Raw genomic sequence first — 16,915 nt, 5'->3', positions numbered from 1 at the left:
CATCGAAGGTAGAAAGGACCGAATTATGGCATGTTTGCTGGAAGAGCAGGTACGAGAAGAACTGGGAAAAGGACTGAAGAAGCAAACCGTCCTCGCCCGGCTGGCCACTCCGGAAAACCGGGATAACCTGATTTATATTCTCAACAACCTGCCCCAGGAATCCCGACGGCTCCAGGGACGATGGCTCAACTTCCTGCTGGTGGCCCTGGTTCTGACCGTGACCGTACAAAAGCTCTATCTTATCGCCGTGCTGCTCCTGGCGGCGGCTAAACTCAACCAGTTCTCGCCTTTGCTCCTACTCGATCTCATCGTTCCGGCAATCAATTTCTATGTCATGCGCGAACTGCTCCGCTTCCACCGCCAGGGATACCAGTTCATGGCAGTGCTTGGCGTCCTGGCCCTGCTGCGAAGCGAAAACCGCATTTTCCCGGACCTCTATCTTTACCTGGCCATAATCGCACTGTCGATCTTTCTCCTCTGGAAAATGTTTCCAGCCAGTGACAAACTCCGGCCATCCGAGAGCAAATAACCTGCCGTCCCTCAACCAGTCGCCCCCTTTCCCCATCTCCCTCTCCCGGTCACCCGGGAAAACAAAAAACTTGACAGCGAGTTGCTAAGAGTTTAATTAAATTCTTTAAAGCTTAACCACGGACGATTCAGGAGACATCATGGTCTATGATCAGGTTGAAGATCTTTCCCGTCTTCTCAAATCCATATCCCACCCCATCCGGCTCAAAATCCTCTGCATGCTCCAGGACAGCGAGCTGACCGTCAGTGAAATCCGGGAGGCGGTGGAAACATCCGGGGCCAATATAACCCAGCACCTCAACATATTGCGCAATCAGGGCGTGATATCCTATCGCAAGGACGCCAATTTTATATACAACAAGATTTCAGACGAGCGCGTCACGGAACTGATCAAGACCCTCCAGAAACTGTTCTGTAACAGCCGGGACGAAAATACCTGACCTGAACCAAGCGATTTTCATTTGCAGGTAAGCGACCAGAGGGAGGATCCGGATGGGTGAAACGCTCAGTTCAGTATTGAGATTGGAGTGGCAACCAGGAAGACAGTAATGAAATCACCAGGATTCAGGGTGTTTTTCAAAGACAAAACAATAAAGAAAAGGTAGCAGCGATCCATGCATATCGGTAAACGGATGATACAGTTTTCTCTGGACAGGCCCCGGGTGGTCACCGCCGTCATGGTACTCATGACCCTGATACTCGGTTCTCTCATTGTCCGGGTTCACGTGGACACTGACCCGGAAAACATGCTCTCCAAGGACGAGTTTGTCCGTATTTTCCATGACCGCACCAAACAGGAGTTCAATCTCTATGACGTGGTTGTCCTTGGAGTAGTCAATGAAAAAGACCCGGACGGTGTCTTCAATCCCGACAGCCTGGCCAGGATCTATACCCTGAGCAAGTTTGCCGCCACCCTGGCCGATCCGAAAAATCCTCAGCGACGGGTGGTGGCCCGGGATATCATTGCCCCTGACAACGTGGACAACATCGTCCAGGCAGGACTGGGTCAGGTACGCTTCGAATGGCTGATGCCCAAGCCACCGTCCACCCGGGAAGAAGCCCGCAAAATACGTGACGCCGCCCTGGACAATCCGCTTCTCAAGGGAACCCTGGTCTCGGAAGACGGCAAGGCCATCGCTCTCTACCTGCCCATCACCCAGAAAGATTTCGCCCACAAAGTCCGCCGGGAGCTGTTGAAAAAAATAGCCACCCTGGACCAGGGAGGCGACCGGTTCTACATCACGGGGCTGCCGGTAGCCGAAGACACCTTTGGCAAGGAAATGTTTATCCAGATGGCCATTTCCGCGCCAATGGCCATGGTGATGATCTTCCTTCTCATGTATTTCTTCTTCCGCAAGCTGCAGCTTATTGTCTCCCCGATGATCATCGCCATGTGCACGGTGATCTCCACCATGGGGCTTCTGATAGGCACCGGCAACACCCTGCACATCATGAGCTCGATGATCCCGATCTTTATCATGCCCATTGCGGTGGTTGATTCCATCCATATCCTTTCCGAGTTCTTCGACGAATACCAGAACAGAAAGGACAGGCGCAAAACCATCGAGCATGTCATGGACCACCTGTTCTCGCCCATGCTCTACACCTCACTGACCTCAGCCGCCGGCTTCGCCTCCCTGGCCTTCACCCCCATTCCACCGGTTCAGGCCTTTGGTATCTTCGTGGCCATCGGCATCATGCTGGCCTGGCTCCTGACCATTCTCTTCATCCCGGCCTACGTGATGATGATGAAGGAAGAGAGCCTGGAGAACTTCGGAGTCACCGAATCAGTGAATCCGGCCAGCGACCGGTCGCTCATCAACCGCCACCTGCGCTGGATCGGCCGAATCTCCTCGGGCAAACCCTGGCTGGTCATCGGCTTCAACATCGCGGTCATGCTGGTGGGTGTGATCGGCATCACCATGATCCAGGTCAACGACAACCCGGTTAAATGGTTCAAGAAGACCCATGACATCAGGGTGGCCGACAAGGTGCTTAACTCCCATTTTGCCGGTACCTACGAGGCCTACCTGGTGCTCTCCGGCAGGGACACGGAACTTTCTCCTGCCCAGGCAGCCTCGTGGCTCACGGCCCACCTCCGTCCCAAGCTGAGCAAAACCACAACCGTCGAGGGCCGGGCCCTGGAACAGATAGCCCGGATTGCGGGAGAGGTGGAAACCGCTGCTGAACTGGCTGAGCGCCTCGGCGACCTGTGGGAAGAAGAGCTTGGACAGGTGGTTGTCGACGACGATGCCTCCTACGATGCCTGGTCCGCAGCTCTGGACAGCCTGGACGCCCTGCGCAACCGGGACCAGATATTCAAACGTCCAGATATCCTCAACTATATCGCCGGGTTGCAGGAGTACATGGTACAACGTGGTAATGTGGGCAAGTCCAACTCGGTGACCGACGTGGTCAAGAAGGTCCACAAGGAGCTCTTCGAAGGGGACCCGGGCCATTACACGGTTCCCGACACGGTCAACGGGGTGGCCCAGACCCTGATCTCGTTCCAGAACAGCCACAAGCCCGACGATCTCTGGCACCTGGTGACCCCGGACTACAGACGGGCAAACATCTGGATCCAGCTCCGTTCCGGAGACAACAAGGACATGGAAAAGGTGCTGGTGGACGTGGAAGACTACTTCAAAAACAACCCTCCGCCCATCGAACTGGAACATAACTGGGCCGGCCTGACCTATATCAACGTGGTCTGGCAGGACAAGATGGTCACCGGCATGCTCAAGTCGTTTCTGTCGAGTTTCGCCGTGGTCTTCATCATGATGGCCATACTGTTTCGTTCCGCAATCTGGGGACTGCTGGCCATGATTCCGCTGACCTTTACCATCGGGGTCATCTACGGGGTCATCGGGCTCATCGGCAAGGATTACGACATGCCGGTCGCGGTTCTTTCGTCCCTGACCCTGGGACTGGCGGTGGACTTCGCCATCCACTTTCTCCAGCGGGCACGGATGACCATGGCCCGGCTGCATGACTGGAAGCAGACGGTCAAAGTGATGTTTGAGGAACCGGCCCGGGCCATCAGCAGAAACACCATCGTCATTTCCATAGGCTTCACGCCGCTTTTGTTCGCGCCTCTGGTCCCGTATCAGACAGTGGGCTTTTTCCTGGCCTCCATCATGTTCTATTCGGGCCTGGCCACCATGTGGATACTGCCGGCCATGCTCACCGTCCTGCAGGGACGGGTATTTGGAAATCAAGGAGAAACGGTTGAAAAACAAACGAAATAAAAAGGATTACACCATGCAATACGCTCTCATACTGCTCACCGCCTTCAGCCTGCTTGTGCCCCCCGCCGACACAGCCATGGCAGACGACCTGACTGATGTGGAGAAAATCGTCAACCGGGCCAATCTCGCGGCCTATTATGCCGGCGACGACGGTCGGGCCGAGGTGACCATGACCATCACCGATTCCCAGGGCCGGGTCCGCAAGCGGCAATTCGTTATCCTCCGTAAAGACAAACAGGACGGTGGCGAACAGTTTTTTTATGTCTACTTCAAAAAACCAAGCGATGTGCGCAAGATGGTTTTCATGGTCCACAAGCACATCGGCCGCGATGATGACCGCTGGCTCTATCTGCCGGCCCTGGACCTGGTCAAGCGGATCGCCGCTTCGGACAAGCGGACCTCGTTTGTCGGCTCCAACTTCCTTTACGAGGATGTCTCGGGCCGGGGACTGGAAGAGGACGTCCACGAGCTGATTGAAACCACAGACAGATTCTACCTGGTGAAAAACACCCCCAAGGATCCGGACAGCGTGGAGTTTTCCGAGTACACGGTCTGGATCGACAAACAGACATTCATGCCGGTAAAAAGCGAGTATCTGGATAAAAACGGACAGAAATACCGGCTGGTGGAAGCACTGGAAATTCGTGACATTCAAGGCTATCCCACGGTCATACGCTCCCGGGCCGCCGACCTGGTCAATGGCAGCGAAACCGTGGCCGAGTTTACCGGGATTAAATACAACATCGGCCTCAAGGATCGAATCTTCACCGAGCGGTACCTGCGCCGTCCGCCACGGGAGGTTCGTTGACAGACCATGAAGAACAAAATCCAGTTCCTGCTGTTCTCCCTGGTCCTGCTGACCAGTGGACCGGAAAAGGGTACGGCCACCGAGACCGTCGGCCTGGCCGAAAGCCTCTACGACCGTTTCGGTATCGAAACCAGGGGCTACATGGAGGCCCTGGTCGGCTTGCGCACAGACAACGGGGCCGATGAGAAAGACGGTTCTGCCGGTGAGGTACGGATGCAGCTCGAGTTGAGCGGTGAGATGGGACAAACCCTTTTCACCGTCAAGGGTGACCTGACAGGAGACGCGGTCAGCGAGGAAACATCGCTGAAGCTGCGCGAGGCCAGCATGCTCTTCTCCCCTGCGGACATCATGGATGTCAAGCTGGGCCGCCAGGTACTGACCTGGGGTACCGGGGACCTGATCTTCATAAACGACATGTTTCCAAAGGACTGGCTGTCCTTTTTCATCGGCCGCGACGACGAATATCTTAAAAAGCCGTCCAATGCCCTGAAAACCAGTTTTTTTTTCGAATCCTTCAACCTGGACCTGGTGTTTACCCCGCTCCTGGAAGGATCGGAATTCATCTCCGGCCAGCGGCTTTCGTACTATAACCCGCTGGCCGGGCGGATTGTCGGCCGGGACATGGTCATGGCCGTGAACGAGCCGGAGAGCTGGTTTGGCCAGGGAGAAATCGCCGCCAGACTGTCTCAACACATATCCGGCGTTGAGCTGGCCCTGTATGGCTACTCTGGTTTCTGGCAGGAGCCGGAAGGATTTGACGCGTTCAGCAATGAGGCCTTCTATCCGCGTCTCAATGTCTGGGGCGGATCGATGCGGGGGACGTTTTTGGGCGGGATCGGCAACCTGGAGGTGGGTTACTATGACTCGGTTCATGACCAGGGCGGCCATAATCCTCTGGTCCGTCCCTCGGAGTACCGCTTTCTGGCCGGCTTTGAACGGGAACTGGCACGTGAGTTGACCGGCGGCTTCCAGTATTACCTGGAAGTTATCGACAACTACGACAACTACACCAAAAGCCTGCCGGCCGGGGCACGTGCCCGTGACGAATTCCGCCACCTGCTGACCATGCGCCTGACCCGGCTGCTCATGAACCAGAACCTGATCCTGTCCCTCTTTGTCTACTACTCGCCCTCGGACAACGATGGCTATGCCCGGCCAAAGGCCACCTACAAACTCACCGACCAGTGGCTGGTCGAAGGGGGCCTGAACCTTTTCTGGGGCGAGCATGACGACACGTTCTGGGGTCAGTTTCGAGACAACTCAAACATGTACGCCAGGGTACGGTACAGTTTCTGACCTGCACCTGGCAACCCGCAATTTTTAATCTTTCAACAAACTCAAGGAGCTATATAATGGTAGTCAACGACTGGGTTCACGTATTCGCTGGTTTTTTCATTCTCCTCAGCCTGGCACTGGGTGTCGAAGCAAGTCCGCTCTTTATGAGCAAATACTGGCTCTGGTTCACCGCTTTTGTAGGAGCCAATCTCTTCCAGTTCGGCTTCACAAAATTTTGCCCCCTGGCAATCATCCTTAAAAAACTCGGCATTCCGGAAAGCCGAAGCTGTTAATTCCGGTTTTTCTCTCCCTCTCTTTCGCCCCGGAACCCGGTGGGTTTCCGGGGTTTTTTCTTTGACATTTTCATCCTGGACCGCTATATTTTCTGTTTTGGTCCGCCGTGCCAGATCCGACAATCCTCTCTTAATATCCGCCTGGCCGGGCCGTAACCATCAGCTCGCTTAGGCGTTATGCAACCACTCATTGGCCTACGGCAGGCAATCCCATCCAACAAGTTCTATCCTCCCCGACTCGACGCGGCCAACAACCTGTTCCGTGACCAGCTGCTCAAGGATATCGTCGAACAGCTGGGACATTACAAAAAAGTTCTCTTCATTGAGGCCCAGGCCGGACAAGGCAAATCCACCCTGGTAGCCCAGTTTCTCCAGCATGCTGACCTGCCCTTTGCCTGGTACCAACTCGGCCCCGAAGATTCAGACCCAGTTCTTCTGCTCACCGCGCTGAGTGCCGGTATCAGCTGGCACCTGCCAGGCTTCAAATCCCCCCAGCTGATGAAGATCATCCGCCAGGGCGAAATCGGTCCCCTGGACATAAAAAGCTGTGTCAATATCCTGCTCGCCGATCTGGACCGATACCTGGCCGGCGAATTTTACCTGGTATTCGACGACCTGCACCTGATCGAAAACTCATCCCTGTCCTGTACCCTGCTCGATCATCTCATCGACACTTCGCCACCCCATCTCCACTTCATTCTCATGAGCCGCCGACCACCGGTACTGTCGTCGCGAATTCTCCGCTACGGAACCGATGTCTTTTACCTGCGTAACGAAGACCTCAGTCTTTCTCCAGCCGAGGTGGAGCAACTGATAACCCGTGTTCTGAAAAAGGAAATTTCCCGCCAGGAAGCCCTCCATATCCATAATTTCACCGGCGGCTGGATCATGGGCATTCTCCTGGCCGCTCACCCCAGACATGGTCTATCCAGTATCCGGAAACGGAGCGACAAGCAGGAAAACCCCTCCGTCGGCATGACCAGCGAACAGATGATTCATTACTTCCGTGACGAGATCCTGGTCAACATCCCAAAAGACATCCACCTGCCCCTGCTCAGGCTCTCCTTTCTCGAAGAAATCCCGGTGGTGCTGGCCGCCCGGATCACCGACAGACACGATATAGGCGACATTCTGACCCGGATGATGCACGATAATTTCTTTGTCCTGCCCCTGGACGACACCCACCAGGTCTTCCGCCTCCACCATCTTTTCCAGGAATTTCTCCAGCACCAGGCCCGCAAAATCCTCTCCCGGGAAGAGATCAACAGGACCTACCACGAGGCAGCCAACTTCTACCTGGCCTGCAACCAGGTGGAAAAAGCCCTCGGCAGCTACCTGCAGGCCGGCGACTATCAGGCCATGGAGGAGATCATCAAACAGGAGGGGCTGCACCTGCTGGCAAGAAACCGCACCGTCACCCTGCTGACACTGATCAAGTCCATCCCCGAAAAGCACCTGTTTGAATACGGCTGGCTTACCCTACTGGGCAGCCTGGTCTTTGCCGACTTTCATCCGGGAAAAATTCTTCCCCTGCTGAAAGCGGCCCGGAACCATTTTACCAGCCAGGAAGACGAAATCGGCGAACTGCTGACCCTGTCCCATCTGCTCTACTATCATTTCGTGGTCTCCGGGCTCTACCGCACCGGATCCGACCTCCTGGCGCGCACAGCCAGGCTTTTCATGCGCCACCGGAATCATCTTCCTGTCCATGCCCGGATCATGGTAGCGAGAAACATCGCTGCAGGATACTCTTTTTTCAACTCAGACATGGAAAAGGCCCGGGAATACGCAATCATGGCCCGGAACCTGGCCATCCGCCACGATATACGCAACTACATCGTCTCCACCCGTTTCGTATGCGGCTACACCGAATCCCTCACCGGCAACATGAACCAGCAGCTCAGGGAGATAGAGCTCACATTTCCCATGCTCTACGACCCCCTGGTAAGCCGATCAAACAAGCTGACCCTGCTGGTCCTGCAGCTCAACTTTCTTACCAAGTACGGCCATTTCAACAGTTTCTGCAGTCTGCAGAAACGTATCCGCCAGGATGTGGATGCGGCCATTGTCGAACAGACAGTCACCGGCCCATATTTCCACGTCTGGGGCGCGGCCAATCTCATTGCCCAGGGTGAAAACGACCGGGCTCTGGAGCTGCTGCTCTCCGGATTCGACTCCTCAAACGCGGCCCAGATTCCCCATATGCGCAGCCAGTTTCTTCAGTGGCTGGCCTATCTCCATGCCCTGCTCGGCAAGCGCTCCCAGGCCCGTGAATATGCCAGGGAATCGATAAAAATGCGCCAAACTGCAGGTGGGCCGTTCTACGAGGCTCTCAACTTTCTTGTCCTTGGCGCCGCCCATGCCAGGCTGGAGAAGTATGACCAGGCAATAGAGCTGCTTGAAAAGGGCCGCCGCCTGGCAGACACCATCCCCTCACCCTACCTGAAAACCATATCGCTTGTGCACCTCTCCTGGATCCATCTTGAGCAAGAGCAGGAAGACAGCGCAATGACCCTGCTGCAGGAGGCCCTGGTCCTTATGCGCCGCCACGGATACACCTGTTTCTGGACCTGGACCCCCCGGACAATGAAAAGACTGCTCCGGTTCGCTGTCCGCCACAACCTGGAAAAGGAGTTTGCCGTCCATCTTGCCCGGGAGCGGCTTGACATCAGCTTTGACAGTCAGGGTAACCCCATCCCCCTGCTTCATTTTTCCATACTTACCGCCCTTACAATACGTCAGCATGGCCGGGTGCTTTATACGGCCCAGTCCTTCACGCCGGCCCAGCGTACCCTGCTGGGCATGCTGCTCGCCAGCCCGCATCGCCAGCTAAGCCAGGAACACATCCAACTTGACCTGTGGCCCGACAGCCCGCCAGACAAGGCCAGGTCCAAGTTTGACACCCTGCTCATGCGGTTGCGGCGGGCCCTGGGCGCCCGCCTCACCGTACCGGTAAAACATTATCTGAGCATGCAAAAGGGTATTCTCAGCCTGGAAAACTGCAGGGTAGACGCCGAGGAATTCATGCAGCAGGCCTCCACCGGCCTGAATCTCGTCTCCACGGAGAGCTGGTGGCAGGCCGGCAATGCCTTTGAACAGGCCCTTGACCACTGGCCGACCACCACGGACTGTTTCGCCGCCACCATGCCACGCAACTACCACGACGGCCTGGTCAACCTTCTGACCCGGATCGGCCGGACCTGGGCCTCATCTCTTGATACCATGCACCGCAACCGCAAGGCCATCTCTATTCTGACCCGGATCCTGACCCACGACCCCATGGACGACCGGCTCATCGCCCTGCTTTACAGGCTCTATATCGACAACAAGGACATGCTCAAGGCCAAAGAACTGCTCATCGATTACCGGCAAACCCTGCGCGACCTCGGATACGACCAGGACCAGATCGACGATCTTCTCTTCGGTGTGGTTTCCTGGGGACACGGATAAGCGGATCCCGACCCGACCGGAAAGCGGACAGGCTTTTTACTGTTACCGCTCAGGCCTGAAAAACCGCAGACGGTTGGCATTGGTAACCACGGTCACCGAAGAAAGGGCCATGGCGGCCGAGGCAAACATGGGCTGGAGCAGCCAGCCGGTGTAAGGGTACAGGACTCCGGCGGCCAGAGGAATTCCTACGGTGTTGTAGATAAAGGCCCCGAAAAGGTTCTGCTTGATATTGCGAATGGTGGCGCGGGAGATGGCGATGGCGACCCATACCTGGGCCAGGGAGTCCCGGGCCAGGGTTATGTCGGCATTGTCAATCGCCACATCCGTACCAGAACCGATGGCAAACCCGGTATCGGCCCGGGCCAGTGCCGGGGCATCGTTGACCCCGTCCCCCACCATGCCCACCCGGAAGCCCTGTTTCTGGAGCGACTCCACCACGGCCAGCTTATCAGCAGGCATCACCTCGCTGTGGACCTCGGAAATCCCCAGTTCCCGGGCGACGGCCCCGGCAGTGGCCCGGTTGTCTCCTGTACACATCACCACAGTGACCCCCTTTTCCTGCAGCGTCTGAACAGCGTCCCTTGAATCCTTCCGCACAGGATCACGCAGGATCAACAGACCAATAACCCGATTGCTCTTGGCCAGCCATACCGGGGTCCCTCCTGCCGCAGCCTCTTTGCGGGCCATCTTCTCCAGATCTGCGGGCAGAGAAAGACCCTGGTCACGCATGAAGAGATGATTACCAAGAAGACAGGGCTTTCCATTGATCTCGCCCCGCACTCCCCGACCGGCAACAGCTGAAAAATCCTCCACCATCACATTCGCATTTTCCACCCGTTCTCCAGCCCGGACAATCGCCTCGGCCAGAGGATGTTCGGATCCCTTTTCCAGGCTGGCGGCCAGAGACAGAATGGTCTCCCTGCTTACTCCGGGCCCTGGAAAAACATCGGTGACCTCAGGCCTCCCCATGGTCAGGGTCCCGGTCTTGTCCACCACCAGGTGGGTCAGGGTGGCTGCGCTCTGCAACCCGTCAGAGTTGCGGATAAGCACCCCCAGCTCGGCGGCCCGGCTGGTTCCCACCATGATGGCGATGGGCGTGGCCAGACCAAGAGCACAGGGACAGGCAATAACCAGTACAGCGATCCCGGCAGTCAGGGCATAGGCCAGTCCGGATTCAGGGGCCACGAACAACCAGGTCAGGAAAGTGAGGATCGCAAGAACAATCACCACCGGCACGAACACCGCCGACACGCGATCAGCCAGCCGGCCGATGGGCGGCTTGGACATCTGCGCCCGCCGGACCATGGCGATGATATGGGCCAGGGTGGTCTCATCTCCCGGCCGGGTAACCCGGAGGATAAAAGAACCAGACCTGTTCATGGTTCCGCCGGTCACCAGGTCACCGACTCCCTTCTGGACCGGCAGCGGCTCACCGGTAAGCATGGACTCGTCCACCGTAGAACGCCCCTCCACCAGCTCGCCGTCAATGGGTATCTTTTCTCCGGGCCGCACCCGAACCAGGTCTCCTGGACGGAGCAGTGATACAGGCACGGTCTTTTCCCGCTTACCGCGGACCACGGCCGCATCTTTGGCCCGCAGGCCGACCAGGGAACGAATCGTCTCGCTGGTGGTGCGCTTGGCCCGGATCTCCAGAGCATGCCCGAGCTGAAGAAAGGCCAGTATCATCACCGAGGCATCGAGATAAAGATGGCCTTCGCGGCCGGGTATGAAATCCGGATTAAGAATGACAATCACAGAGGCGATCCAGGCTGCCGCAGTACCCAGGGCCACCAGGGTATCCATATTGGCACTGCGGTGGCGGGCCTGTTTCCAGGCCGACACGTAGTACCGGCGGCCACTGAAATACATGGTGACCAGGCAGACCAGGGCCATGCCAGCCCAGAACATCCTGTTCTCCCTGACCGGGGGAAAAACCCCGCTCATCTTGCCGGCCATGAGAATAAAGCCTGCCAGCGCCGCCACCAGGGCCCGCCGCCATGAACGGCTGATCTCGAGCCGGGTTTCCCTGGCCTCCCGAAGATAAGGATCTTCCAGCGCTTCCTCGATCGTGGCCTGAATCCCATTGTCCTCGAGCAGAATCAGAAGATCGGCCGGATGGAGGGCGGTCCGAACTTGAAGATCCTGTTCGCCGACCACCACTTCTGCCCCGGGATCATTGTCCTTAACCAGTTTTCCGGCAGCCTCCAACCGGTCCGGATCTCCTGGAAGGAGAAGAAACGAGCCTGGCCCGGACCCGGCGACCAGAGTCGCCTCATACCCCTGATCCCGTATCGCCTGGACCACAGCACCAGGATCACCACCGGTTACCCGGATCCGCTTTTCCACCAGATTGGCGCTCGCCCCGCTCACCCCGGGGACCGAGCGGGCCGCCGCCTCCACTTTGGCCACGCAGGCGGCACAGGTTATATCCAAAACCTCAATCTCATAGCTCCTTTCATGGCCTGCCCGCCCGGCGGTGGCCTCATCCGGCTCTCCCCCGTCCGGTTCGGCTCTGTAGCCCTGTTCACGAATGACCTGGAGGACCTCGTCAAGTTTACCACCCCTGACAAAAACCCTTTTTTCCACCAGATTGACCGCCACCTCCCGAACTCCCGGAATCGAGCGAACCGCCTTCTCCACCCTGGCCACACAGGAGGCACAGGTCATATCCGGAACAAAAACCTCTGATTCCCGGACAGCAGGGCCAGAAGGAGCAGAGAGAGAATCCTTCCCGGTCCCGGATGCCTCCTTTTCCTGCAGAAGACGGGCCACGTAGCCGGCCTCACCCACGGCCCGGACCACCTCTTCCGGATCACCGCCCAGGACCAGGAGGGTGCCTTTTTCCAGATCGACCTCAGCCTTACGTACACCTGACACGCTCGTTGCCGCTGTTTCCACGGCCTGCCTGCAGTGGTCGCAACTCATGTCTGCCACTGAAAACAGGTGCATGTCGGGTTCCCTGGTCTTTTCCATATGTTCCATAATCGGCTTGGCTCCCGGCCTTTCAACAGGTATTTTCCTAAATTGGCAGGATATGAACCTCTTCCCGCACCGGATGCATTCCATCCATCACCAGTCCCTGTCGTCCGTCGATGGAAATGGGATCGCCGAAACTGATCCGGTGGCCACCGATCTCACAATATTCCCTGGATTCATAGACCTGGAGGTCTCGACAACCGACCACACAGGTCTTTTCCAGCCGGGTGGCCACCACCGAGGCATGAGAGGTCTGACCGCCGCGGGACGTGAGCAGCCCGTCCGCCAGGGAAATCTCCCTGATATCCTCGGGAACGGTATCCTGGCGGATGAGAATGAGCGGGGTTCGAGGGTCCCGGTCCCGAAGCTTGAGAATATTGTCCTCGGTAAAGACCGCCCGCCCCGAAAGCGCTGATCCCGAAACCCCGATTCCCTTTCCCAGCAGGGCCTTTTTCAGCGATTCCGTCTCCTCGAAAACCTTGAACCGTTCCTTTTTCTTGAGGGTGATCATATCCCTGGTCTGGAGAATATAGAGATCGTCGGGCAAGGGACTTTCAAAGGTGAACTCGATCTCCTGGGGATTCCACTCCTTGGTGTAGACCAGGTCCCTGGCAATCTCCAGCAGTCGGGCATAGATCTCGGGGAAACGCCGCTCCAGGGAATTTCCCACCGAGCGGCCGTCCAGGCGGGCCTGTTCCACTGACACGGGATAGCTCGTCACCAGACCGGAGACAATATCCTCACCCTGGTCTCCTGGCGCATAATCACCCCACAGGGCCACCCGCCGCACTTTCCGGTACGGATGGGCGGTAAAGAGTACTCCCGATCCCGCCTGGAGGCTCAGGTTTCCATAAACCATGGTCTGGACAATCACCGCCGTACCCCAGTCATCCGACACATCCATTATCCGCCGGTAGTCCCTGGCCTTTTCCGTGTTCCATGAGTCCAGGACCATCTCCACGGCCTCGATAAGCTGCAGCCAGGGATCGTCCGGAACTTTAAAGCCGCTGCTCACCACCCGGTCGCGGTAGCAAAGAGCCAGCTCCCGCATCTGGTCGTCCGTAAACTCTCGTTTCAGGAAGACGCCGTATTTTTGTTTATGGTCGTTCATGACCTCCTGAAACACATCCCGGCCCATCCCCTTGGCCATACCCCATGACTGGACGAAACGACGGTAATTATCCCAGATAAAATAAGCCTGGTCAGGGTGGAAACTGACAAACTCTTCGACCAGGTCTTCGTTGAAGCCCACATTGTGGATGGTGGTCATCATCCCGGGCATGGACATGGCCGAACCCGAACGGACCGAGAGCAGAAGGGGCTGATCGGGATCGCCGAAAACCCTGCCTGTACGTTCTTCGAGTTCATTGATCGAGTTACGTACCCTGCGCATGAATTCGTCCCGGGCCCGGCCAAACCGCTGAACCGCCGGCCAGCAGCGAAAAATTTCTGTGGTGATGATAAAGGCGGGCGGAACCGGTTTGTGGTCGTTGGCCAGAACCATCAGGTTAAATCCCTTGTTGCCAAGATGAATCAGGTTATGGGTCCGCAGGTTTTCGTTATAGAGCGAGCTGATGGTTTTTTCCGGATTATAGGTCATGAGCAGATCCAGGGACTGCTCGTCGAGGATATCCTTCTGGGCCTCCATGGTCTGGATGATCCGAAGGATGAAATTGTCCAGGTGCTGGAGCCCGAAAGTGGAGGCGATAAGATCGCGAAAAAAGGATTCGGACAGCCGGTGAACGCTTGCGGCCAAATCCTCGTCATCCCACAGAGGTCGGTACCTTGTCAGGAGGTTTTCCTTGCCTATCTGCGGGATGACGATAGAGAGGTTGTTCTGGTGAACATTGGTGTAGTAAGCGTAGATGATGTCCTTGACCCCCTCGGACAAACCGCGGACAATGTCCAGATGCTGGGTGTAGGTGAACCGTTTGATTCCTATGGAGGACGAGAGAAGGCTGGCGTAGGTGTCGAGCCTCCGGCTGGTGATGCCATCCACCTTGAGGGCCCGCAGATAGAGACGCAGACAGCGGACAATGCGGAAGAAAGTAGCCTGGGTGATAAACTCCAGGTTGATGGTTTGAGACAGTTTTTCCAGGTAGATGTTGGCCAGATTCTCCAGCCGGAAGGTCAGCCCCATGGCATCGAACTTGCGCTCGGAATAGCGGCCGTACACCGACGGGATGTCCACGGCGATATGACGTTTGTAGTATATCTCCTCAAGCGGCTCGAACCGCTCCGGGCTGAGGATGATCTCCTTGAGCTTCTCCAGCTGGGTCAAAAGTGCGTCGAGACAATGGTAGGCGTCGCAGTTGTCCAGCGTCTCCAGCAGATCCTCCATCTCGGGGAAACCGGAACGGGCGGCGTGGCGTAGCTGGTTGCGCAGCTCCTGCATACCAAGATTGTACTTCTGGTGCAGGAGCTTGAACATCCTGACCAGAAGCTCAAACCGGCGCCTCTCCATTGCTCCGATGTCCTGCTGCTGTTCCAGCCACGCCCACCGCTCCTGATCCTGCCAGAGAAGGATATCCTGCATGGAGTCAAAGCGCAGCTCCCGGCGGATTCGCAGGGCCAGACGGTGCATGTCATCGACAAAAGGACCGCTGGTTTCCACCTGTCCAAGTACTTCTTCGGGCAGAAAAGGCCGCAGGACTTTTTTGTCCAGGGTGGACCAGAAGGTGAAAATAGCCTTGATGAAGTCGACGATGAGGTTGGAGGATTCCACATGGCTCTGCTTGCGGAGAAAATGAATCAACCGGTCGCGCCGCTTGTGAACCTCGTCGAGCTCGGTGGAAACCTCCCGCAACTCCCCCTCGGCGCCGATCTCGTTGAAAAATACCGGCATCAGCTTGGCGAACTGCTTGGCCAGGTTGTAAATGGGAGAGATTGGATGGTTGAGCAGCTCCGTGATATCACGCTGGAAAAGATCGGTATCCTTAACGCAGGTTCCGGAAAGCTTGATGTTGATGATCAGGGCGGAAAACAGGGTGGAACACCACTTGGGCTCCTGCATGATCAGGCTCAGCCAAACCCGGATATTGGCCAGATGGGCCGGATTGGTGATCGGCTGCCAGTCCTCGTCAACTCCCCGGACATTGGCATACTGGAACCCGAAACGAACCGCTTCCCACAAAAACGCCTCCACCAGACGCGAGTTTCCGCGTTTGAAGACCTCGCCGCCGATAACCTGGATGCACTGGAGCGAGGTGTGCGGGTACCTGCGAACATTGGCCTTGAGAAGTTGAAAGGTGGTCACAAAAAACTGTTCTATTTCCTCAAACGACTGCTTGCGGATGAGCTGGACCAGGGAGCGGTTTATCTCGCGCAGGGTCTCCTCGTGGATCAGGTAGAGCCCGGCGGTGTCCATGATCCGAAAAAGAAAGACCAGTTTCCGATTCTCGATAAAGGCGCGTCCTTTTTCATCACCGACCAGCTCGCCGGCCAGCCGCCCGGGAATGGCCCGGTAGAGCCGGACGATGTCCATATGGTTGGGCAGCTCGAGGATGGCCCGCAGGGCCGCCAGGGGATCAGAGCCGACATCGATCTCTTCCAGGGTGGCCAGATGGCACCGCATGGTGTCGTGGGATATGGCCTCCAGCAGGGAACCCGCCTCCCAGTTGTCACAGAAACTGCCGCACTGGTTGATGAACCATGGCTGCGGATCCTCTTCGCTGAGCCAATAGCGGTAGTTGAGCCGCAACACCTTTTTCATCAACCGGGCCATGGGCTCATAGTCAAATTCCACGCCCTCCTGCCCGGCAAACGAGACCAGGCGCTGGGCCATCTTTTTCATCGGGTGATGTCCCTGGACCATGTACATCATCACCTCGGTGCCCAGGCTCCGGTCCAGTTGTTCCAGTTTCTCAAAATAACTGTTGAGCTCTTCCTGGTAACGGGCCAGATCCGGCGGGTCAATGGCGGCGAGCAGTTTGTCGGTATAGGCGAGCATGGCCTCCATGATCTGCCCGGCCAGCGTACCGTAGCGGCGGCTGTCGTCCAGGGCCTCGAGAAAGATGGAGGTAAAGAGAGCAAAGGCCTGCGGCCCCTGCCCGTGTTTCTGGTAATGGACCAGGTTTTTGAGGACAAAGGCACGCAGTTCCGGGATGATCAGGGTCCAGTTACGGTAGGGATGGCTGATCTCGTAAAGCAGATTTTCCAGCTTACCCGATATTCCATGGTACCTGCCGACAATGTCGAGCAGGACCTGGTATTCCGGACGAATGGTGACCTCACCGGCGGTTTCGGCCAGGTTGGCCTTCAGGGCATCGGATTCTATGGGATCGGAAACGAGCGGAGTATTCATGCGTAACCTGAGCGTGGATGTGGAGGCAGGGAGA

9 protein-coding genes are annotated in these 16,915 nt (G+C 57.0%); 7 read left to right on the top strand and 2 right to left on the bottom strand.

Annotated elements, in window-relative coordinates:
• The first annotated feature begins 25 nt into the window (after positions 1-25).
• From ACXJJY_RS09415 to ACXJJY_RS09385, 7 genes are all read left to right on the top strand, one after another.
• Entirely contained in the window at positions 26-529 is a 504-nt protein-coding gene (locus tag ACXJJY_RS09415) for a hypothetical protein (protein ID WP_456387258.1), read from the top strand.
• Between the two features lie 139 nt (positions 530-668).
• Complete coding sequence (locus ACXJJY_RS09410; protein WP_456387257.1) at positions 669-968, top strand: ArsR/SmtB family transcription factor; 300 nt, start codon at positions 669-671, stop codon at positions 966-968.
• A 174-nt stretch (positions 969-1,142) separates the two neighbouring features.
• The gene (locus tag ACXJJY_RS09405) at positions 1,143-3,776 is read left to right on the top strand and encodes an efflux RND transporter permease subunit (RefSeq protein WP_456387256.1); all 2,634 of its coding nucleotides are present in this window, start codon (positions 1,143-1,145) and stop codon (positions 3,774-3,776) included.
• 13 nt (positions 3,777-3,789) lie between these two features.
• On the top strand, positions 3,790-4,584 hold the full coding sequence (locus ACXJJY_RS09400) for an outer membrane lipoprotein-sorting protein (protein WP_456387367.1): 795 nt from the start codon (positions 3,790-3,792) through the stop codon (positions 4,582-4,584).
• A 6-nt stretch (positions 4,585-4,590) separates the two neighbouring features.
• Complete coding sequence (locus ACXJJY_RS09395; protein WP_456387255.1) at positions 4,591-5,880, top strand: hypothetical protein; 1,290 nt, start codon at positions 4,591-4,593, stop codon at positions 5,878-5,880.
• Positions 5,881-5,936: 56 nt separating this feature from the next.
• Positions 5,937-6,152 carry a YgaP family membrane protein gene (locus tag ACXJJY_RS09390; RefSeq protein WP_456387254.1) on the top strand — a complete coding sequence of 72 codons (216 nt, stop codon included), beginning with the start codon at positions 5,937-5,939 and terminating at the stop codon, positions 6,150-6,152.
• Positions 6,153-6,329: 177 nt separating this feature from the next.
• A complete protein-coding gene (locus ACXJJY_RS09385; protein ID WP_456387253.1) occupies positions 6,330-9,602 on the top strand; it encodes an AfsR/SARP family transcriptional regulator in 3,273 nt (1,090 codons plus the stop codon).
• 42 nt (positions 9,603-9,644) lie between these two features.
• Here ACXJJY_RS09385 and ACXJJY_RS09380 read toward each other — a convergent pair whose 3' ends face one another.
• Together ACXJJY_RS09380 and ACXJJY_RS09375 are read right to left on the bottom strand one after the other, a co-directional pair.
• Positions 9,645-12,584, bottom strand: coding sequence for a heavy metal translocating P-type ATPase (locus ACXJJY_RS09380; RefSeq protein ID WP_456387252.1), 2,940 nt, complete (start codon positions 12,582-12,584; stop codon positions 9,645-9,647).
• Between the two features lie 37 nt (positions 12,585-12,621).
• Positions 12,622-16,881: a PEP/pyruvate-binding domain-containing protein gene (locus ACXJJY_RS09375; RefSeq protein ID WP_456387251.1), complete on the bottom strand. Its 4,260-nt coding sequence runs from the start codon at positions 16,879-16,881 to the stop codon at positions 12,622-12,624.
• Between the last annotated feature and the right edge of the window lie 34 nt (positions 16,882-16,915).

The organism is Desulfolithobacter sp. (genome assembly GCF_054025815.1).
This window is presented reverse-complemented; position numbering and strand designations above follow the sequence as displayed.